This window comes from Parerythrobacter jejuensis (genome assembly GCF_039536765.1).
Taxonomy (GTDB): Bacteria; Pseudomonadota; Alphaproteobacteria; order Sphingomonadales; family Sphingomonadaceae; genus Parerythrobacter; species Parerythrobacter jejuensis.
The window spans coordinates 876968-898345 of the sequence record NZ_BAAAZF010000001.1; the positions used below are offsets into that span (position 1 = coordinate 876968).

17 protein-coding genes and 1 riboswitch are annotated in these 21378 nt (G+C 60.8%); of the genes, 9 read left to right on the forward strand and 8 right to left on the reverse strand.

The annotated features are described in order from the left end of the window. Window positions 1-98 precede the first annotated feature (98 nt). Together ABD653_RS04220 and ABD653_RS04225 are read left to right on the forward strand one after the other, a co-directional pair. Complete coding sequence (locus ABD653_RS04220; protein ID WP_160780009.1) at window positions 99-2798, forward strand: hypothetical protein; 2700 nt, start codon at window positions 99-101, stop codon at window positions 2796-2798. Between the two features lie 84 nt (window positions 2799-2882). Further along, entirely contained in the window at window positions 2883-4097 is a 1215-nt protein-coding gene (locus ABD653_RS04225) for a GGDEF domain-containing protein (RefSeq protein WP_160780010.1), read from the forward strand. 7 nt (window positions 4098-4104) lie between these two features. Here ABD653_RS04225 and ABD653_RS04230 read toward each other — a convergent pair whose 3' ends face one another. Together ABD653_RS04230 and ABD653_RS04235 are read right to left on the reverse strand one after the other, a co-directional pair. Then, window positions 4105-4392: a hypothetical protein gene (locus tag ABD653_RS04230; protein ID WP_160780011.1), complete on the reverse strand. Its 288-nt coding sequence runs from the start codon at window positions 4390-4392 to the stop codon at window positions 4105-4107. Beyond that, window positions 4389-5348, reverse strand: a complete 960-nt coding sequence (locus tag ABD653_RS04235; RefSeq protein ID WP_160780012.1) for a hypothetical protein — start codon at window positions 5346-5348, stop codon at window positions 4389-4391. Before ABD653_RS04235 ends, ABD653_RS04230 begins: the two co-directional genes overlap by 4 nt. Before the next feature lie 225 nt (window positions 5349-5573). On the opposite strand from ABD653_RS04235, the gene ABD653_RS04240 reads away from it, so the two are divergent. After that, window positions 5574-7778, forward strand: a complete 2205-nt coding sequence (locus tag ABD653_RS04240) for a M3 family metallopeptidase (RefSeq protein WP_160780013.1) — start codon at window positions 5574-5576, stop codon at window positions 7776-7778. Between the two features lie 91 nt (window positions 7779-7869). Here ABD653_RS04240 and ABD653_RS04245 read toward each other — a convergent pair whose 3' ends face one another. The 6 genes from ABD653_RS04245 to ABD653_RS04270 all read right to left on the reverse strand — a co-directional run bounded on the left by ABD653_RS04245 (window position 7870) and on the right by ABD653_RS04270 (window position 14547). Then, complete coding sequence (locus tag ABD653_RS04245) at window positions 7870-8859, reverse strand: hypothetical protein (RefSeq protein WP_160780014.1); 990 nt, start codon at window positions 8857-8859, stop codon at window positions 7870-7872. A 66-nt stretch (window positions 8860-8925) separates the two neighbouring features. Further along, window positions 8926-9957, reverse strand: coding sequence for an N-acetylmuramidase domain-containing protein (locus ABD653_RS04250; protein WP_160780015.1), 1032 nt, complete (start codon window positions 9955-9957; stop codon window positions 8926-8928). Window positions 9958-10008: 51 nt separating this feature from the next. Then, the gene (locus ABD653_RS04255) at window positions 10009-10758 is read right to left on the reverse strand and encodes an ABC transporter ATP-binding protein (RefSeq protein ID WP_160780016.1); all 750 of its coding nucleotides are present in this window, start codon (window positions 10756-10758) and stop codon (window positions 10009-10011) included. After that, window positions 10755-11720 carry a FecCD family ABC transporter permease gene (locus tag ABD653_RS04260; RefSeq protein WP_160780017.1) on the reverse strand — a complete coding sequence of 322 codons (966 nt, stop codon included), beginning with the start codon at window positions 11718-11720 and terminating at the stop codon, window positions 10755-10757. The genes ABD653_RS04255 and ABD653_RS04260 overlap by 4 nt, the downstream gene beginning before the upstream one ends. Then, window positions 11717-12466 (reverse strand): ABC transporter substrate-binding protein, encoded by a 750-nt coding sequence (locus ABD653_RS04265; RefSeq protein ID WP_325065410.1) that lies wholly within the window; start codon window positions 12464-12466, stop codon window positions 11717-11719. Before ABD653_RS04265 ends, ABD653_RS04260 begins: the two co-directional genes overlap by 4 nt. A 65-nt stretch (window positions 12467-12531) precedes the next feature. Beyond that, window positions 12532-14547: a TonB-dependent receptor plug domain-containing protein gene (locus tag ABD653_RS04270; protein ID WP_160780018.1), complete on the reverse strand. Its 2016-nt coding sequence runs from the start codon at window positions 14545-14547 to the stop codon at window positions 12532-12534. A gap of 93 nt (window positions 14548-14640) precedes the next feature. Continuing rightward, a riboswitch (cobalamin riboswitch) is annotated at window positions 14641-14838 on the reverse strand. A 223-nt stretch (window positions 14839-15061) separates the two neighbouring features. On the opposite strand from ABD653_RS04270, the gene ABD653_RS04275 reads away from it, so the two are divergent. From ABD653_RS04275 to sucD, 6 genes are all read left to right on the forward strand, one after another. Continuing rightward, the gene (locus tag ABD653_RS04275; protein WP_160780491.1) at window positions 15062-16183 is read left to right on the forward strand and encodes a cell wall hydrolase; all 1122 of its coding nucleotides are present in this window, start codon (window positions 15062-15064) and stop codon (window positions 16181-16183) included. A gap of 137 nt (window positions 16184-16320) precedes the next feature. After that, window positions 16321-16632: a hypothetical protein gene (locus tag ABD653_RS04280; RefSeq protein WP_160780019.1), complete on the forward strand. Its 312-nt coding sequence runs from the start codon at window positions 16321-16323 to the stop codon at window positions 16630-16632. A gap of 118 nt (window positions 16633-16750) precedes the next feature. Next, window positions 16751-18715: a putative bifunctional diguanylate cyclase/phosphodiesterase gene (locus ABD653_RS04285; protein WP_160780020.1), complete on the forward strand. Its 1965-nt coding sequence runs from the start codon at window positions 16751-16753 to the stop codon at window positions 18713-18715. A 298-nt stretch (window positions 18716-19013) separates the two neighbouring features. Beyond that, window positions 19014-19976 carry a malate dehydrogenase gene (gene mdh, locus ABD653_RS04290; protein ID WP_160780021.1) on the forward strand — a complete coding sequence of 321 codons (963 nt, stop codon included), beginning with the start codon at window positions 19014-19016 and terminating at the stop codon, window positions 19974-19976. Then, the gene (locus ABD653_RS04295) at window positions 19973-20467 is read left to right on the forward strand and encodes a hypothetical protein (protein ID WP_160780022.1); all 495 of its coding nucleotides are present in this window, start codon (window positions 19973-19975) and stop codon (window positions 20465-20467) included. The genes mdh and ABD653_RS04295 overlap by 4 nt, the downstream gene beginning before the upstream one ends. Then, complete coding sequence (gene sucD, locus ABD653_RS04300; protein ID WP_160780023.1) at window positions 20464-21354, forward strand: succinate--CoA ligase subunit alpha; 891 nt, start codon at window positions 20464-20466, stop codon at window positions 21352-21354. Before ABD653_RS04295 ends, sucD begins: the two co-directional genes overlap by 4 nt. Window positions 21355-21378: the final 24 nt, after the last annotated feature.

Below are 21378 nucleotides of genomic sequence, written 5' to 3' on the forward strand. Positions count from 1 at the left end.
AGCGGAAAGGACAAATGTTCTCCACATGTTCCTTCGCAATTCAGATGTTGCATCCTGGCGCCGTCACTCGCATGATCCTCTTACTAAGAGGGGGGAAGATGGGCACGAGCGAGCCAGCGACGCGCGAATTCAGCGAGATCGAACGCAAGATCATCGATTGTGCCATCAAAGGAATTGCTGCCGACTTCGGTGACGGAGAAAGTGACAGCAAGAAGCCGAAAGTTGATGCCAGCTTCCTCTCTGATCTATGGCTTGAACGGCTCCCGGGCATTGAAATGCACCCGTTTGGGATCGAGGTCATGGGCCTCGAAATTGACGGCCAGCTTGGGCTTGGCGGATCTCGCCAATCCTCTGCGGGCAAACAGTGTCTGCTCGGCTTTCACGCACACAATTGCTTCTTCAATGATATGATCTCGCTGCAAAATGTCCGCTGCGAGAGCATCTATTTCACCGATTGCGAGATTGCCAGTTTCGAGCAGGACGATGGCATCCTTGTCTCGGTTGATGGCGACGGAATGAACGTCGATGGCCGCGTAGCTTTCTCCAAAACAGTCGCCCATGGTCATGTGTCCTTTCAGGGGTCGCAGATCAGCGGCGCTGCACAATTTGATGACTGCACTTTCCCCGAGGGTCTAAGCCTCTGGGGAACAACAATCGGCAATCAGTTGAGAGTCATGAACAGCAGGCTCGCGACGGGTTATGACGGTAGCGCCCTCGCCTTTCCCAATGCGCAGATAGGAGGCCAAGTCTTCCTCAAGAGAAACGTGGTCGATGGCCTCGTCTACGCGGCGAATGCGCAGGCTGCCGAAGTGTTTATTGAAAGATGCCGGTTTGGCAGCCCCGCCGCGTTGTCAGTCAATTTTTCCAGCATGACATTGAAAGGCGATCTCCAGATCACGAGTTCGCGTCTGGCAGAAGGTCTGTCATTGCAATCTGGAACGATAGGCGGGAACGTCTTTCTGCAACGAAGTCATATCTGCAATGGTGCCAATTTGGCGGATGCCACGGTGACTGGCGGAGTGATGCTCAAGCAATCCGTCTTCACCGGCCATATGCAAAGCTGGGCCTGCACCATCGCAGGCCTGAATGCATCAACAGTGACGATTGAGAAAGCTGCATTCGACGGGCATGTTTCGATGCAAGCTGCCCATGTCCTTGCAACCTGCGAGATATCCGACACGATCTTCGGCAGGCGACGCTCCAAAATCTTCATCGGCCCTAGCCTGCCTTACAATCTCAACATGCAGGGCTTTTCCACCGGGTATAGTCTGCAAGTAAACCGCTGCGCATTTCATTCGATCAATGTGTTGAGCAACCTGGAAATCGGCGGCAATATTTGGTTCGAGCAATGCTATTTCGCGCCAGAGGTTAAGAACTGGTCGATCAGGCTAGCTGGTAGCAAAGTCGGCGCAATTGTCGGGATTGATGCTTGTCTGATCGGAAGCGGGCTGGAACTGCCCACCCTGCACTGTTCCGAACTTCAGTTGCACGGAAACCTGATTTTCCCCGGAATGGCAGATCTGGCCCGCAACGAGATTGCCATCTGGGCCAGCGAATGTGTTGTCTCGCGCCGGGTTGGCTTTGCCGTCGACCAATCCGGACCAGGCAAGGGAAATCTCGGCGCTTGCTGGGGGCGGGTCGATTTTTCGACATCGCGCATTGGCGAAAGATTCTATTTGCGGTCCACCCGCATATTTCTCTCGCAGGCAACCAAAGATGACCGGAGCGCGCTCGCTGTCGATCTATCGAGAATTGAAGTTGGCGGTGATCTTATGATCGGCCCGAGTGCCTACAAGCTGGTTGAATCGATCGACCAGACCGAACGTGAAGCCAGAATCGAAGGCTGCGTCAATCTCGACGACGCCCGGATCGCCGGCGACCTGATTGTGCACCAGAGCACAATCGCAGCCGACGGAGATATCGTCCGACCCTTGTCACATTTCGAAACCGAAGAGCGCGTCAGCAAGCGGAAACGTGGGGCGGCACTCACACTCAGGGATGCAAGGATCGACGGTGAACTCGAACTTGGCAGACCGGTCCTGCGCGGCATCGTCGACATGCGGGACGCAACCGTCGGAGCGATTGCAGATGGCGGGGGAGACCGCTGGGAGGATGCAGGCGTTGCCCCGGGACACCTCCTGCTCGACGGCCTGACCTATCGTGATCTGGACAACGTTTATGACGGAGCTGCAGAGGGCAGGTCGATCAAAAACACGCCCTCTGACGCAGCATCACGCCGCCTGCGTTGGCTGACACTACAATACCCGGATCGGGCGGCCACGCCCGATACATTTGTACCCCAGCCTTACGAACAGCTTGCCTCCATTTTCGCGAGCGAAGGGAACGAGAAAGCCCGTCGGCAGGTGTTGATCGAGAAACGTGACTTGCAGCGCCGGCACGGTCGCCTGGGCAGGTTCGAGCGAGGCGTGCAATGGGTACTGATGGCCGTCAGCGAATACGGATATTCTCCGGGTCGGGCAATCCTGTGCACCATTGCGTGGCTAATGCTCGGCACAGCGGGCGCCTATATCCTGGAGAATCAAGGTGCCATCATCCTGTCGAGCATTGATGGCCAGCCCAAAGCTCCGTTCAGTCCCTTGGTGTATGCTCTTGATGCCGCAATTCCTATTATCGATCTCAACCAGGATAGTGGCTGGACTCTCGACAAGGAAAAACTTGGCTCACGCTGGATGGCAGAGTTGCTCGTTACCGCAAAGGGACTCTACGAGATTATCGGCATGCTGCTGGTGTCCATCACAATTCTGACACTGACGGGAACATTGCGAGAGAAAGAGTAGCGCCCATAGCACCCTTCTCCTCCCATCTACGCATTCCCCCTCACCCACCGCCAAGCGCGCCATCAACCACCCTCGCCCTAGGCCATGCCGGTTCCCTCGCTCTTCGGAGAGCCACCCATCGGTCCGCGTTTCAATCTGGCCCCCAATTTGTGGAAGAAGCGCCGCTATAGCGGGCCGCATCGGCGCGCGATCCGGGCGGAGGTTCTGGCCGCGATGGTGGATCGCGAAGCGCAGGTTGCACCCGCCCATTTGATCGCGCTCGGCCTGTTGCTGGCGAGCCTGGCCGTGGTGACACAGCCTGGCCTGCTGGCGCTGGCCCTGTGTTTGAGAACAGCCTCGCTCCTGTTAACCCGGCGTACGACCGCGCGGCTCGTGTCGGACATCGACCTGGAGGCAGGCGAGGATGGTGCCCTGAACGGGCTCTATATTGCAATGACGCTCGCCGGCGTCAGCTGGGCGACGTTGTTGCTGGCCCTCGATCCTGCGGCGGACCCTCCCATTGCAGTGGCGCTGGTGGCCGGCGTGGTGATGATCGGGGTCTCGCTGGTGATCATCACCTACGGGCCGATTGCCTCGGTCAAAGTGGCGTATGTTGCTTCCTTCCTCGGCACGCTTGCCGTTGCCTGCATGACCGGGCATCCGGTGGTCCCGTGGCAATTGATGCTGGGGGTTGCCGGTCTCGTTGCCGGGCCGGTGCTGTTCAGTCGCGGGGCCGCGCGACACTCGATCACGCGGGCTTGCCTGACGGTCGAAAACCGGAGGCTGAGCGACAAGCTGCAGCAGGCGCTGGAGCGCGCGGAACGGCTGGCCCATCACGATCCGATGACCGACCTCCTCAACCGGCGTGCCTTTTTCCAAAGGTTTTCTGCGCCACCCGATGCCGGCACCGAACGGCACTTGCTGATGATCGATCTCGATCATTTCAAGGCGATCAATGACTGCTTCGGCCATGATGCCGGTGACATGGTTCTGTGCGGCCTGGCGCGCGAGATGGAGGCCGTGCTGGCCGGGCTTCCCGCCGGGAACCATGGCTGTGTGCGGCTGGGCGGGGAGGAGTTCGTGTTCGTCCTCGACCGGCTGGACCTTGAGGAAGCCCATGCGGTGGCTGAGGATCTGCGGAAACGCGCGCGACTGGTGCCGGTGCGGCAGGGCATGTCCCCCAATCTGGGTGTGTCCGCCTCGATCGGTGTTGCTGTGCAAAAGCCCGGCGAAAGCCTCGACGACGTCCTGCGCCGCTCCGACCTTGCCATGTACCGCGCCAAAGACCGCGGCCGGAACCAGGTGGCGCTGGCGGCGTGATGTGCGCTTAGCGGAAGATAACGACAGCCTTTTTTTCGTTTTCAATCCACGCCTCGCCCTCGATATCCTTCACCGTCCCCTCGGGGCCCTCGGCATCCCCTTCTGACGGTTTGAGCACGAGGTGCAGCTTTTTCGTCGGCTTCTTCGAGCGGTCATGCTCACCTATCGTATAATTGCCGGTATCGTGTTCTTCAGCCCGAATCTTTACGAGGCCTCTGCGCACCGACTCGGCCCATCTCAGCGTCTTCTGCAGCACTTCGATCTTATGTTTGGCCTTATGTTTGGAGTAGTTCACAGCTTCACCTTCCAGACGTCTTCGAGCTTCTCCTCCAGAACGTCAAATTGCTCTTTGGTACAGACTTTTTCAGTCAGGTAGACACTCAGCGTCTCAAGCACTTCGTCCATCGTTCCCTGCGCTGACAGCCCGAGGGCCACAGCAAGATACCGTATCTTCTGCTCTGCTTGCGTCGCTTTCGCCGCATCACCCGAAAAAAGGTCGTCCTGCAACGTCCCGAAGTACCCGAAAAGGCGCGGAGATTCTTCTGCCAAGCTATCATCCGGAACACATGTGAAACCAAGCTGGAGCTCGTATGCGCGGCGGGCTGCTTCTTCTGCCTCTTCCTTTTCGACACTTGCCGTTTCTGTCACGGCAGTCACCGCACGCATCAGGGTGCCAGCTTGTTGATATCGCCGAAGGTCCCGGATGGCGGCCTCAAGTGAGTAATCCGCAGCTTGTTGGGACTTCCGATTGATCAGCTCAGCTTCCACCTCGGCTCTTTTCGCATCCATCGTAACGATGAGGGCGGGCAGCGTCCGGTCAAAATAGAGGTTCTTGTTAACCGCCGATTGCAGACCGGCGAAGGCCGAGATGACACTCGCCAGATCGTCGGCCGAGCTTTCGAACAGAGCCGCAGTGGAGGACAACCCGATTATCGCTGCATCGAAACCCAGCGCCGTCTGGACGCCTTCGTTGAACAGCCGCATCGAGTATTTCTCATACTGGCGGTCCATCTCGCCCATATAGTGGTCGATGACCCGGTTCCGAAAAGCTCTCTTGTCAGCGGCTTTCAAGACATAATGCTGGATAATCTGATCGCGGGTGACGAGCGCAACAGATACGTCCCCGTCTTTCACGCTCAGCGAAGAACCAAGTTCCTCGATCACGTTTTTCGGCCCGCCCCGCATAGTAGTACAACCGCCCAGAGCGACTGTTGCGAATGCAGCAACAATAATACCGAGAGATTTTCTCATCGATTTCCTCCCCCACGATTGGAATAGCCCGAATGGGTCTTGTATTCAACGGGCGGTAGGAAGGCACGATTGAAGGCCAAAGTGCAGTCATCGAAACCACACTCCCCCCCTCCCCCTTGCATCCTCGGTCAATCTCCGGTTCAAGCGGCATCAGCTAATCACAAGCGCACAATGCGGCGCGGGTTGTTCCTGCGCCGTGGTCGCATTTGAACCAACGGAGAGACTATGAAGGCCCAGATTCTGGCCACCACCGCTGCCGCAGCATTGCTGGGCGGCTGTTCCACCTACATTGCAGGAGAGACCGTGGATCCGATCGCCGATGCTGCCGTCGATGCAGAATACAGCCCCGAAATCCCGCAAGGCACCGGCTATTTCGCATCCGACAGCACGCTGCCATTCCTTGCCCCCGATTTCACCAAAGTGGCCGAGAGCGATTACATGCCGGCTTTCGAGCAGGGCATGGCGATCCAGGCCGCCGAAGTGCAGGCGATTATCGACAATCCCGCCGCGCCGACTTTCGACAACACGATTGTCGCGCTGGAAAAATCGGGCCGAATGCTTGGCCGCGTCGCGCGTGTCTTCTTCGCTCTGACCGGGTCCAACACCACCGACGGTCTTGATGCGATCAACCGCGAAGTCGGGCCCAAGCTTTCAGCCCATGGCGATTCCATCACGCTCAACCCGGCGCTCTTTGCCCGAGTGAAAGCCATCTACGACAATCGCGCTGCGATGACGATGACGGTCGAAGATGCCCGCCTGCTGGAAGAAACCTACAAGCAGATGGTCCATGCCGGGGCCCTGCTGACCGATGCCCAGCGCGACCGCGTGAAAGCCATCAATAGCGAGCTTTCGACACTGACGACCGAGTTCAGCCAGGCTGTGCGCGCGGCCACCAACGACCAGCCGCTGGTCGTCGACACCCGCGAAGAACTCGCCGGCCTGAGCGATGCCGACATCGAGGCGGCGGCCAAGCTTGCCGCTGACAAGGGCCAGCCGGGCAAATTTGCCATCGCGCTGCAGAACACCACCCAGCAACCCTTGCTGCCGACCCTGGAAAACCGGGCGACGCGCGAAGAGCTGTTCAAGCTGAGCCATAACCGTTCGGACGGTACCAACCCTGCGCATGACACGCGCCTGCTGTTGGCCAAGATCGCGACCTTGCGGGCCGAAAAGGCGGCGCTGTTCGGGGAAGAGGATTGGGCCAGCTACACCATGTATGATCGCATGGCGCAGAAGCCTGCGACCGCGCTCAAATTCATGACCGACATGGTCCCTGCCCTGGCCGCTACGCAACGGCGTGAAGCGGCACTGCTGAACGAGACGATTGCGGCCGAAGGCGGCAATTTCGAAGTGCAGCCGTGGGACTGGTATCGCTATGCCAACAAGGTGAAGGCAGAACGCTACCAGCTCGATGAAGACAAGGTGATGGAGTATTTCCAGCTCGACAAGGTGCTGGAAGACGGCGTGTTCTATATGGCCGAGAAGCTCTACGGCCTGACCTTCGAACGGCGGACCGACATCCCCGTCTATCACCCCGACGTGTGGACCTACACCGTGTTCGATGCCGATGGCAGCGAGCTGGGCCTGTTCTATTTCGATCCGTTCCAGCGACCGTCCAAACGCGGCGGCGCATGGATGAGCAACTTTGTCGACCAGAGCTATCTGTGGGGCACCAAGCCGGTGATCTACAACGTGCTCAACATTCCCAAGGCGCCAGAGGGTGAGACCCAGCTGGTCAGCTTCGACAATGTGAACACCACGTTCCACGAATTCGGCCACGCGCTGCATGGTTTCTTCGCGGACCAGAAGTATGAGAGCCTTTCGGGCACCGCCACGGCACGCGACTTTGTCGAATATCCGAGCCAGGTGCATGAGATGTGGGCGACCTATCCCGAAGTGCTGGCCAACTATGCCAAGCACTACAAAACCGGCGAGACCATCCCGACAGAGCTGATCGAGAAGATCGATGCCGCGTCGAAATTCAACCAGGGCTATGATTTTGGTGAAGTCGTAGAAGCGGCCTTGCTGGATATGAAATGGGCAGCGCTGTCACCAGCGGAGGCCGCCGCCATCGACACGCCCGAGAAAGTCGACGCGTTCGAGCGCAAGTCGCTGCAAGAACTCGGCCTCGAGATCGACCTCGTGCCGCCGCGTTATCGCAGCACCTATTTCAACCACATCTTCAGCTCGCCGGCGGGCTATTCGGCCGGCTATTACAGCTATTTGTGGACCGAAATGCTCGATCGCGACAGCCGGAAATGGTTCACCGACAATGGCGGCATGACGCGCAAGAATGGCGAGCATTATCGCAAGACCGTGCTCAGCCGTGGTGGGACGATGGACTACTTCCAGATGTTCGAAAACTTCGCCGGTCGCCAGCCGGACGTAACGCCGATGCTGGAAGCACGCGGCCTGACCGACGGCGAATAACAGGCATTATGCGATTGGTGGCGCGCAATCGCCATCACAATACAGGCAAGGCCCGGCCCCTCCATCATGAGGGCGCCGGGCTTTTCCGTTTCTAGTACAGCGTCTGCTTCAACGGCAGCGTCATGCCCGCCTGTTGTGCAATCATGCCGACCCATTGCCCGACCTCTTCAATTTCTTCGACCAGGTTCGGGTCTTCCGCCTTGGTTTCGCCCTCGGCAAACTCGCCGCCCAGTTTCGAATGCTGTGTGAAGACAGGCCCGGTCGCCAATTCCCCTGCGAGCGACGCAGTTGCGTCGGTTCCGGTGAACGCCATGACCGCAGATATTGTCTCCTCGCGCGCTTCATCGAAGCGGTCACCATCCAGCACCCGCAACCTTTCGGGCGCTACGCCGCGTATCTGGCCATTGGCATGGGCCGCGAACCAGCGCTGGTTGAGGAACCAACCCAGCGCCGCGGCTTGCAGGTCGGTCATGGCGAAGGTCTCCTGCGGGTCTATGCCGAAATCCATCCCGGCATAGGCTTGCAGCTCCAGGAATAGCTGACGGCCCCAACGCCGCCCCATCATCCCCTTGCGCGCGACGGAGCGCAGGAACACCGGTAGGTCATTGGTCATCAACACCGCCCGCGCATTGGGGCATGCTTGCAGCAGAGCAAGCATCAGCCGGTTGGCGTGGTTGGTCGGTTTCACCACCACCACCTCTTCGGGCGCATGGGGCCGCGCCAGCAAGGCCAGCAGTGGGCCGATCAGCGGCGCAGCCTTGTCGCCCGCATTCACCATGCTGGCGATGATGCCGGGCTCGTTCAGGCCGACCATTGTGCCAGGTGCATCGAGGGCGCGCACCAGCAGGGTCGACCGGCAGAAGGCCGTGTGAAAAATGAAATGCAGCGCGCCCGTTGCGGGCCGCACGGCCGCCACGTCATCCCAGCTCGCCAGGGCCCGGGCAGATGGCGGGGGATCCCGATCGGCCAGGAATCCGCGTTCGGAAAGTTGCTCGCGCGGCAGGCGGAGAAACTCCACCTGCCGCCGATCAACATCGATCCGGTGCGGAAACCATGCCGGATCGCCTTCGATTAAACGCACGACTGTATTGGCACGGGCCTAGCTGAAAGCCGCCCCGGTTCAAACTCAGGCGCGCAACGGGTATGCCTAGTCGCCGAGCAGCGATTCCCAGGTTTTCTGGCCCACGATGCCATCATCGGCCAGACCCTTGCTGCGCTGGAAGTCCTTCACAGCCTGCAAGGTCTTGGGACCGAAATCGCCATCCTGCACGATGCCGAGCTGTTCCTGCAGGAACTCGACATCCTCGCCCTTGTCGCCGACCCGCAAAGGCGCGCGGGAGCGTTGGGCTTCCTCTTTCTTGGCCTTCTTGGTGGTAGGCTTGGATTCCTTGGTCGCGAGCAGGGCTGTCCATGTTTGCGCCCCGACAATCCCGTCCGGGTGCAGTTTCGCCTTCTTCTGGAATTTCACCACGGCCGCCTTGGTGCCCGGCCCGAAATCCCCGTCCTTGGTGATGCCCAACAGCTCTTGCAGATGCATCACAGCCTGGCCGGTATGGCCCATGCGCAAGACCGGATGCGGATTGTCTGTCCGTGCGCCGCCACCTGCGAAGATATCGTAGGCGCGTGCCATCTTCTGATCGTATTTGTTCTTCCAGTACTGCGAGCCGTTATAGCCGCGCGCAAAACCCTTCCAATCAAGCCGACGCAGCTCATCGTCGAGCTTGTTGGACTTGATGAACTGAACGAACGCATCGAGCTGTTTGCCCGAACTTTCGACCATCGCCTTCACGAAATCCTCGACATTGGAATAGCCGACCAGCTTGTGGTTGAAGCCCATGATCTGGAATGCGCCCCAGCTTGCCGATTGCAGTGCAGCATTGCGATCGAGCCCGATGGCCTCTTCCAGCCGACCATATTCGCGGCTGCCGCCCTTGTAGCCGCCCCATTTGGGCCACGAGATATGCGAATGGCTCTGCGTCCATTTGCCGTTCGTCTTGCGGTGGAACCAATGGCGTTCGAACAGGATCTTGGGCCGCCCGTCGTTCTGGTAGCCACCGCCCAGACTTTCAACCTGCGCCACGGCACGCACCGCCGGCACACTGCAGCGCAAGGCGGCAGCGGCACGTTCAAAATCCGCATCGGTTAGCGGTGATGGGTCTCCAACAAATTCACTCGGCATCGCGTATTCCTTCCCCTCAAAGTGGCAGCTTTGCGATCGATCATTGTGCAGTTAACCCGAGTCTTTTTTTGTAGGATAGCAGGAAAACGCCATTTGGCCGACAGGCCCGATCCATTCGCCATTTACCTTGAAGACCTCCGCTATGGTGCGGGCAGCCAGCGCCTTGTCCGGTTTCGCGTCGGCGACAATGCGTCCCTGATCGAGAAGCACCACCCGATCGGCATGGTTTCGGGCCATAGCCAGATCGTGCAGCACCAGCACCACCCCGGCCCCGGCATCGGCCTGCGCGCGAAGATGATCGATCAGGGTAAACTGGTGTGCGAGGTCCAGCGAGGCGAGCGGCTCGTCCGCCAGGATCCAGTCTGGCTCCCCTGCCAGCACCCGTGCCAGCAAGACGCGCGCACGTTCGCCGCCTGAAAGGGTCGAAACAGGCCGGCCAGTGAAGGAGCCAAGGTCGAGCGCGGAGATGGCGCAATCAATGGCGCTATCGCCCTGGTCGCCATGCGGCAGTCGGCCAAGCGCGATCAAATTGCGGACCGACATATCCCAAGCGACTTCACCGTCCTGCGGTAAATACCCGATCCGGCGCGCACGCTCGCGCGGCTCCAACTGCGCGATGTCTACGCCATCGAGTACAACATCGCCGTGCGCACCATCCTGCAATCCGGCCAGCGCCGTGAGCAAGGTCGACTTGCCAGCGCCATTGGGCCCGCAGATCGCCGTGACCGTGCCGGGCTCGAGCGCCATCGTAGCATCGACCAGTCGTCCATCGACGCCAAGCGATTGTGTCTGGAGGCTCATGTCAGCCACCCGCGCGCATTGCGCCGCATTTTGAGCAACAGCCACAAGAAGAAAGGCGCGCCGACCAGGCTTAGAGCAATGCCCAGTCGCAATTCGGTGACCAGTGGCAGGATGCGCACGAGGCTATCGGCAACCAGCACCAGCAGCGCGCCCGCCAGCGCACTGGGCACCAGCAGACTGGACGGTTTGCGGTCTGTCAAAGGACGCACCAGATGCGGCACGATCAGGCCGACAAACCCGATGATCCCGGCCACGGCTACACCGCTTCCCACCGTAAAGCCGATCCCCACGATCAGCCACGCAAGCAAGCGGCCGGGCCGCACGCCCATCGATCGGGCGGTCGCATCGCCCAGTGTCAACGCATCCAGCGACGGGCCGATGCGCCACAGGCAGCCAATGCCGAACAGGGTCAACGGTGCGGCCAGATACAGGTCGTGCCAGCTCCGGTCAGTCAAAGCGCCCATCAGCCAGGTCACGATCTGGCTCATGGCGAACGCATTGGGGGCAAGACTGATGGCGAGGCTTGTCAGCGCGCCAGCAAGGCTCGCAATCATCAGTCCGGCCAGTGTGAACAGGGCGATACCACCGGTCCGTCCGGCAATCAGCGCGAGCAGGGCCATTGCTCCGCCCGCCCCGATCAGCGCGAAGACCGGCAACAGGTAAGGCGAGGCTGCATAGCCGAACCAGAAGCTGGCGACTGCCCCCAGGGCTGCCCCCGGGGCAATGCCAAACAGTCCGGGATCAGCCAATGGATTGCGCAAATAGCCCTGCATGGCCGCGCCGGCAGTGCCCAGGCCAGCCCCGACGACCATCGCCAATAGCCCGCGCGGCAGGCGCAATTCGGCCAGAATCACGGCGGCATTGGGCGTAGCGGCAGGGTCCAGCCAGACCCGCCCCGCCAACAGCGAGAGCGGGAATGCCACCAGCAGGCACCCGAGCAGGATGACCGTTGCGCGGCTCACGAAGCGATCTCGCGTCGGATACCTTTTAGGCGTTCGACGGCCCGGATAATCGTCGGCCCGCCGCAAAACAGCAGATTGGGCGCCAGTTGCTCCGTCCGCAGGTCTGTCAGTTGATCGAGTATCGGGTGGGCCTGGGCCCGTTCCTGCCCGGCCACCAGCAAGATGTGCGGCGGATCGGCCAGCATGCGCTCCAGCGAAAGATAATCCGCCTGTTGCAGGCCGCGCGCAGCGCTATGGCTGGCAAAACCGGTGTGCTCCATCAGCTGCGTAACAAGAGCACCCTCTCCCGGCACAATGCCGCCGGGCTGCCACAGTACCGTCGGCAATCCTGCGCCAGCCCATGCACTGTCTGCCATCTCCGCATCGATCCGCGCGACCAACATTTCACCGCGGTCTGAGTTGCCCGAAAGGCTGGCTAGCCATCGGACCTGTTCAAGGCTTGTCGTCACATCCGACGCGATCCCAAGCGTTTCGACACGGATGCCGAGCCGTTCCAACCCCGCTCGTGTGGCCGGTGCCATAAAGCTGCTGCCAATCACGATGTCCGGATCGAGCGCAACGATCTCCTCCACCGTGCCACCCGTGGCCGCGAACGTGCGGGCCGCATCGATATCCATCGAGGTGGAGCGGGCATTGTGGCTGTAATGCGAGATCGCCAGCAGCTGTCCCGGCATTGCCACCTCGGCCAGGATGGCATCGGCGCAAGGGTTCAAGCTGACGATGGTGGGCGCATCACCCTCGGGCACTGCGGCGGGGTGCGCCTGCGAACACCCCGCCAGCACGGCCGAGGCCAAAAGGAGCGTGACGCCCCTCAAAACCCGAACCGTACCCCGCCGAACACACCGCGCCCGGCCTGGCCGTATCCGGCCGCCGTCTGGTATTGCTCGTCAAAGAGGTTTTCGACCCGGCCAAACAGCACCAGATGCTTGTCATCGGCCAGTTCCGCCACCGGTAATTCGGCCCGCAAGTCGAAGACCAGATAATTGTCCAGGCGGGTGGCATTGAATGCATCGTCAAAAGCGCTGGAGACGATCCGGATATCTGCCCCGACCGAAAGTCCGGTTGTGTCCCATCGATCCAGAATGCCGACAGTCCAGTCGAGCGACCCCGTGAAGGCATGGCGCGGCCTCCGGGCCAGTCGGTTGCCCTGTGTTGCCGCACCCGCGCTGCGGTCTTCGGTATCGATATAGGCATAGGCCACCCGGGCCTGCAGAACGTCGGCCAGCGTCACGCCTGCCTCTAACTCGATCCCTTGCGCACGAGCTTGGGCGACATTGTCATAGGTTCCGAAGGGGCGATTGGTGCAGATCCCGCCTGCCACGCCGAAACAGCTGACAAACTGGATCAAATCCTCGCTGTCGCGGCGATACAGCGTGGCGCTGGCATAGGCCGGCGCGCTGCGGTCTTTCCATGCCAGCCCAAGGTCGAAGCTGGTGCTTTTCTCCGGCACGAGATCGTCATTGCCGAAGTCGGAAAAGAGCTGGAACAGGCTCGGCGCCTTGAAGCCTTCACCGATACTGGCCTTCACTCTTAGATCAGTGGCGATTTCGTAGCTGATGTCCGCGCCGAAGCTGGTCGCACTGCCAAAGCGGGCGTGATCATCCTGCCGCAGCCCGAGATGGCCCGACAGGCCGCCGAATTCGATGCCAAGCTGCACATGCCCGCCAATGATGCGGGTATTCTGCCGAGGCGTGAAATTGGTTTCCAGGCTGGTCCATTCGGCATCGGCCCCGAAATTGACCAAGACCGGCCCGATCGGGCGCCATTCACCCTTCACATCGATCCGGTCCGAATGGCCATCGCTGGTGAAACCGGGCGCCGGACCCACGGCCGGGTCGAAATTGGCACGCTGCGTATCGGCGAAGGAATAGGCCGCTTGGACAAATAGTGGCCCGGCATCACGCATAATCCCGACAGATGCGGAATATTGCGTGGTCTCCTGGAATTCAGCCGTGTCCGACAAGGTGAAAGTCGGGAACGGGAACCCGTCAATCTCCAGTTCGCCTTCGGCATAGCGGCCGCTGGCGAAGAGCTCGATCGTGTCCGACAAATAGAGCCGTCCACGACCCGACAGCGCGAATTGCTCGAACCCGTCCGGCTCCGTCCCGCTCGCTGCTGCCGAAAACCCGTCGGAGGAGTAATACCCGCCAGCAAGGCCGAGAAAACCGGTATCCCCTTCCACGCCCCCGGCCAAAGTGACGCTGAGCGTATCGCGTGCGCCATATTCAACGCTGCCATCGAGGCCCGTCTCCGCCCGGCTGCGCACTGCCATGACCCCGCCTAGCGCATCGCTGCCCCAGACCGTCGAGTTGGAGCCGCGCAGCAAATCGATCTGGGCAATAGTGCCGGGCAGCAGATTGCCGAAATCGAACCCGCCAGCCGGGGAAGACGGATCGTTGACCCGCACGCCATCGACCAGAACCAGCAATTGCTCCGCTTCTGCTCCGCGCACGCGCACGCCGGTAAAGCCGCCAACGCCACCATTGCGGCTGATCGTGACACCCGGCGCACGGCGCAGGAGGCGGGTGAGGTCAGGACCCTGGACCTGTTCGATTTCCTCGCGCTGGATGATGGTGACCGGCTGGCCGGTATCCTCCACTTCGATCGGCGTGCCGGTCACGGTAATCGTGACCACCTGCACTGGAACGCCAAAGCCACCGACGATCGGTTCAACCGAGACCGGATCGTCCGAAACACCCGGCTCGCGTTGCGGATCGTAGATGATCCGGTCAATCGCATCCTGCTGTTCCGGCGATACCGAAGTATCCTGCGCGGAAACCGGCAGCGACACTACTGCACAACTCAACAATAACAGATATTTACGCATCTATACTCCATCACAAGCCTATGCCGCTCATGACGGAGCCTCGCGGGATTGCGAAAGCCCTCGCGCCTTGCCATCGGTACACCCCGCCCGCGGCTCGAACGACAGTCGCAGGCAGGTCTCCTGGCTCCCGGATCATCGCAGCGCGCCCCGCCTTCCCGCCTGCCCGGATGGGCCAGCAGTGGCATAATGGAGCGCGTGCTCCCCGGTCACAGTTGCGGGGGCAGCGGAAGTTTCGCACTTCCTTCCCTCTTAGGCCGATCTTCACCGGCAACCCGTGACGTGCGGTGCGGATAGGCGCGCGCGCATTGGCAGGCAACCCCCTGAGGGTGGCAAACATCTCCCCCAGGGCCAAACCTCAAGGCGGGGATTAACCGTGCATTAGGCACCCGGATTAACGCCGCTTTGCCGGGTGTGCCGCCATAGGACGATGCGAATTCGATCATCGCTGCCGGGCAATCCTTAGGATATCGGCAAAACTCCCCCGGATTGAACCGAAGGATTGCCTCGCTTGACCATGCCCGCCACCTCGACTGCCAATCGCTTTGCGTTCCAGCGCAAGCGGCGCGGGCTTGGCAAACGGTCGCGGGCCCTGATCGCGCTGGCAGCGGCCATTGCGGTTCCGGCCTTTGCTGCCCCGTCGGACTGGCGCGGCTTTACGCTAGGGGCCCAGCCAGAGGCTGAATTGGTCCCGGACGTGACCCCGATGCCGTTCGAGCAGCCGGGCGGAAGTTTCCCCGGATCGGCGTTCTACTATCTCGAGGACGCACCCGAACTGGCCTATGATTTCGAGGCCGCGATCGAAGGCGCTGACGATGCCGGACAGTATTTCAATCCGATTGAAGTGATGACCGGCGATCCCGCGCAAGCTGTCGAAGTCCGCTCCGCCGGGCCGGCTGCCGCTGCGTTCCGCAATGGTGGATCCGGGATCGACAAGGCGCGCGCGCTGCAATGCCTGGCCACAGCAGTATATTACGAAGCGGCGAGCGAAAGCACCGGCGGGCAGAAGGCTGTCGCGCAGGTCGTTCTTAACCGGGTCGCCCATCCGACCTATCCGCGCAGCGTTTGCGGCGTGGTCTACCAGGGATCGGAGCGCCGGACAGGTTGCCAGTTCAGCTTTACCTGCGACGGATCACTCGCGCGCAAGCCCGCCCGCAGCAGCTGGGCCAAGGCAATGCGGGTCGCACGCGAGGCGCTGTCGGGCGATGTCTATGCGCCCGTTGGCCACGCCACGCATTATCATACGACCTGGATCAACCCCTATTGGGCGAGTAGCCTCGATCTGATCGGCACCATCGGCGCGCACCGGTTCTATCGCTGGCGCGGGTCCGCCGGTAAGCCAAGCGCATTCCGCACCATCTATATCGGCGGTGAACCCTTGCCCAAGCCTAAGCGCCGCCTTGCCGCAGCAGAGGCCGAAGCCGCATCGGGCGCAGCCGATCCGGTCGCTCTGGCCAATGCCTACGAAGAAGCCCGCAAGAAAGCCGAGGCCGCTGCCCGTGCAGCATCGGCGCCAACCTACACGCCCGAGATCGAGGCGCGTGGCGGGGACTCGCTGTTCACTGCGGAAAAGCTGCCCGGGGTGGGCAATGTGAAACCTGAATATGCCAATGCCGGGCAATGGAAAGAGCAGCCCTGAGCCGCGCAAGTGCCCCGGCCCGCAGGTAAACCTTAACGCCCGCGAAACCTTGTGCAGGAGCAAAGATTTAGCGGGTTCGCAGCTACATCGGTCCTCGAGGTCAAAACACCTGTCGCACTCTGAAGGACGCCCCCAATATGACGCTTCATTTCGCCGCTGCGCGTTCTGCTACTCGGTCCCCGATCGCGCGTGCCCTGTCACGCCGTGCGGTTGCGCGGGCAGCGAATGACAATGGCGATGCGGCCAGTCTGCAGGCAGATGACAAGCTGATCCATGCCGCGCTACGCCATTTTGCGGAACACGGTCTGGGGGCCGCGCGCGAAGCGCGCAAACAGGCGGAAAAATCCTTCTTCGAAGGTGACCGGCAATCCTACGATTGGTGGCTGGGCATTTGCCGCACTCTCGATCGCCGGATGGCCGAAGAAATGGACCGGCGCAAACAGCGCTGAGTCCCCTTGCCTGAGAGCGTTGCCAACCGCGAGTTTCGCGGCGACGGCGGCTATCCCGTGAAGATGGTAAGCGGCGCGTTAACCAGATCGTGACCTCTTGCGCATAGTGCAAAAGCCTATGTCGGGAAGCAATACCTACAACGCGTTGCGGCGTCGCTACGACCGGATAACCGGCGGCGATGCATTAAGCGAGCGCGTCCGCCGGACACTGGTGCGAACTCTCTATACCCAGCCCACCAGTCTCGCGATTGGTGCGCTGAACGGGATCGTGTCCAGTTCGATCGCTGCCTTCATGGTGCAAGAGACACTCTTCACCTCGCTCTGCGTGATCCTCGGCATTGTTGCCGTGGCCCGCGTGATTGTCGCGACCAAGCTTTCGCCTGACGATTCCGACACCACCACGCGAATGCTGGAAATTATCTACGAGGCCGGCGCATTTTCCTTCGCTTTCCTCTACGGGCTGATTGCTGCGCTGACCATCTGGTATCATCCCGGCGGACCGGTCGAAGTGCTGATCGTCGCTAATGCTATTGGCTACGGCATCGGGATCAGCGCACGCAACGCAGGCGCACCAGTGATTGCAATGGGCCAGCTTGTGCTGACCTGTATACCGATCGCGATCGCCTGCCTGCTCGATGGCTCGCTGCCTATGGTATTCCTGGCGATCACCATTTTCCTGGTGGCACCGGCCATGGCCTCTATCACCTTCAACACATTCAAGGTCCTGCGCGACTCCATCTCCGCAGCCGAGACCAGTGAAAAACTGGCAAGGCGTATGGAAAGCCTGGCCCGTACCGACGTCGTCACCGGCCTCGCCAACCGCGCCGGGCTTAACCATTCCATCGTCGAAACGATGATGAACATTCCCCAGGACCGTATGCTGGCCCTGTTCTGGCTCGATCTGGACCGGTTCAAGGAAGTCAACGACCTGCTTGGCCACCAGACCGGTGACCGGGTGCTGTCCGAAGTGGCTGCGCGCCTCAAGAAGATCGTTCCGGAGTGCGGTTCTGTCGCCCGTTTCGGCGGCGACGAATTCGTCATGTTTTGTGAAGTCACCTCGCGCCGGGAATCCGAGCAACTGGCCGAACGCATGCTGGAAGACATCATGCGCCCGATCCGTATCGATGGCGAACGGCTGGAAGTCGGAACCTCGATCGGGGTCGCCTTGCTGCCCGAAGATGGCACCGACGCCGATGCGCTGATGCAGGCTGCCGACCTGGCGCTGTATCATGCCAAGATCGAGGGACGGGGCCGGACCCGTTATTTCGACCAGTCGATGACCCGCGACCTTGTCCGTCGCCGCGAAATCGAGGCCGAACTGCGGGCCGCGATCCAGAAGGATGAATTGTCGATCTTCTTCCAGCCGATTGTCGATCTCGAGACAGGCCGGATCAAGACATTCGAAGCTTTGGTGCGCTGGTTCCACCCGCAAAAGGGCGAATTGCGCCCGGACGAGTTCATTCCCGTCGCCGAGGAAACCGGCGTCATCGTGACCCTGGGCAACTGGATTACGCAACAGGCAGCCAAAGCCGCCGCGCAATGGCCCGAAGATGTGACCGTTGCAGTCAATCTCTCGCCGCTCCAGATCAAGGCGCCAGGGGCAGCATTGGGCATCTTTACCGCCCTGCGCGAAGCCGGGCTGCATCCGTCGCGCCTGGAACTGGAAGTCACCGAGAGCCTGTTCCTGGAGGACAGTGAGGCCACCGGCAGCTTCATCACCGAATTGTCAGAGCGTGGCGTGCGCTTCGCCCTCGACGATTTCGGCACCGGCTATTCATCGCTGGGCTACATCAACAAATATCCGTTCTCCAAGATCAAGGTCGATCGCAGCTTCGTCTCCGGCAAGGATGTCGGCAAGAAGAGCGACGCGATCATCCGGGCTGTGGCCGAAATGGGCGCCCAGCTCGATATGGACATCGTGGCCGAGGGGCTGGAGGAAATCGAGCAGGTCACGGCCGTGCGCGAGGCGGGCTGTACGCTCGGCCAAGGCTACTATTTCAGTCGTGCTGTGCCGGACTATCTGGCCGCCATGCTGCTGACCCAGGAACGTGATGGCATAAGTACGATGCGCAAGGTTGGCTGAGACCGCTGAACGCCGGGAACGCGGCCAGCGGTCAGGAACGCGTTTGAAATTGGGGAGTTTATGAGTCACAGCACCACAGGTGCACCTGCACTACCGACAACTGCCACGCCCTTATTGCAATTGCGAACTATTTGCAAAGATAGTTGAACGCTTAGACCTTTTGCTGGTTGCATTCACTTTCCCGCCCGCCTAGGCCGCTAAGCCTGTTCACCGGGCGTAGCTTCCTCGCGGGACGCAGGCGCGCGCCATCCGGTTCGGTTTAGTCGGTCCCGCGTGTTTGGAAGGACACTCCCGCAGTATGGCCCGCAAGAAAATCGCGCTTATCGGCTCCGGCATGATCGGCGGCACGCTCGCCCACCTCGCCGCGAAGAAAGAAATGGGCGACATCGTCCTGTTCGACATCGCCGAGGGTATGCCGCAGGGCAAGGCACTTGATCTGTCGCAGTGCGGTCCGGTCGAAGGTTTTGACGCCAAGATCACCGGTTCGAACGACTATGCCGATATCGCTGGTGCGGACGTCGTCATCGTCACCGCAGGCGTTCCGCGCAAGCCGGGCATGAGCCGTGACGACCTGCTGGGCATCAATCTCAAGGTCATGAAAGCCGTCGGCGAAGGCATCAAGAACAACGCGCCCGACGCGTTCGTGATCTGCATCACCAACCCGCTCGACGCGATGGTCTGGGCGCTGCGCGAATTTTCCGGCCTGCCACATAACAAGGTGGTCGGCATGGCGGGCGTACTCGACAGCGCGCGTTTTGCGACCTTCCTTGCATGGGAGTTCGATTGCTCGGTCAAGGACGTGAACGCCTTCGTGCTCGGCGGCCACGGCGACACGATGGTTCCGGTCAAAAGCTACACCACGATCAACGGCATCCCGGTTGACGATTACGCCAAGATCAAAGGCGTTTCGACTGACCGTATCGATGAGATCGTTGACCGCACCCGTAAGGGCGGCGGCGAGATCGTCGGCCTGCTCGGCAATGGCTCGGCTTACTATGCTCCCGCCACCAGCGCGATCAGCATGGCCGAAGCCTATCTGGGCGACCAGAAGCGCATCCTGCCTTGCGCTTCCTATGTCCAAGGCAAATACGGCCTCGACGGGCTGTATGTCGGCGTCCCCACCGTGATCGGCGCGGGCGGCACGGAAGACGTGGTCGAAATCGAATTGAGCGACGAAGAGAAAGCCAATCTCAAGGTCAGCACCGACGCGGTCGAGGAATTGCTCGAAGCGTGTAAGGGTCTGGATGAGAGCCTGAAGTGAATAAAGCCGCACTGACGATTTCAGCTGTTACCGCATTTGCGGCTGCGCCCGCTGCTGCCAATATACCGATCGTGACGCCAGAGACAGCCGTCGAGTCGGCGCGTGATTGCGCTGCCGCTGCAGGCCCGGAAGGTGTCGATATCGATATTTTGGTTGAGCGAGGCTGGTCCCTCACAAGAATCGAGGAGGAGGGCGAGGCGGTTGATACTCCCGTTCGTGTGTTGGGAAAGTCTTCCAGATCGCCGTTGATCATCACCTCGACTATGGTCGGCCCGGCCGGAAAAGGCTGCATAATTATTGGCGGTTTGAAGAAGCGGAAATCCTTCGAAGAACTGAGGGGTGCCTTTGGCAAGGCGTTCACCGTCGCTGGCGCCAAGAATGGCGACGGTTACTTCCGCATCGGTAGTGATATCGCGATTTTGAGCCAGACAGGCTCACGCCGCAAACCGGCCTTCCGCGTCGCAGTCACAGAACTTGGAGAGAAAAATTGAGCATCCTCGTAAACAAAGACACCAAGGTCATCACCCAAGGCATGACCGGTGACACCGGCACGTTCCACACGCAGCAGGCGCTCGATTACGGGACGCAGATGGTTGCGGGTGTGACGCCCGGCAAAGGTGGTACAACACATATTGGCCTGCCCAATTTCAACACCGTGCGTGAAGCCAAGGCCGAAACCGGCGCGACGGCAACCTGCATCTATGTGCCCCCGCCCTTCGCCGCAGACGCGATTTGCGAAGCGATCGATGCCGAGATCGAGCTGATCATCTGCATCACCGAAGGCATTCCGGTGCTGGACATGGTCCGTGCCAAGGCTGCTCTGGAAGGTTCCAAATCGCGCCTGATCGGCCCCAACTGCCCCGGCGTCTTGACTCCGGAAGAATGCAAGATCGGCATCATGCCCGGCTCCATCTTTAAAAAGGGCAGCGTCGGCGTGGTCAGTCGCTCCGGCACGCTGACCTATGAAGCCGTGCACCAGACCACCATGGTGGGCCTGGGCCAGACTACGGCTGTCGGCATTGGCGGTGACCCTGTAAACGGCACCAACTTTATCGACGTGCTCGACCTGTTCCTCGACGATCCGGAAACCAAATCGATGATCATGATCGGCGAAATCGGCGGTAGTGCGGAAGAAGAAGCCGCTGAATTCCTCAAGCAGGAAGCGGCCAAGGGTCGCAGCAAGCCGACTGTCGGCTTCATCGCCGGTCGCACAGCGCCTCCGGGACGCCGTATGGGCCATGCCGGTGCCATCGTTTCGGGCGGCAAAGGTGGCGCGGACGACAAGATCGCGGCGATGGAAGATGCGGGCATCCGCGTTTCGCCTTCGCCCAGTGAACTTGGCACCACGCTCGACGCGATGCTCAAAGAAACGGCCTGACCTGATCTAAGGGATATCCCCTCC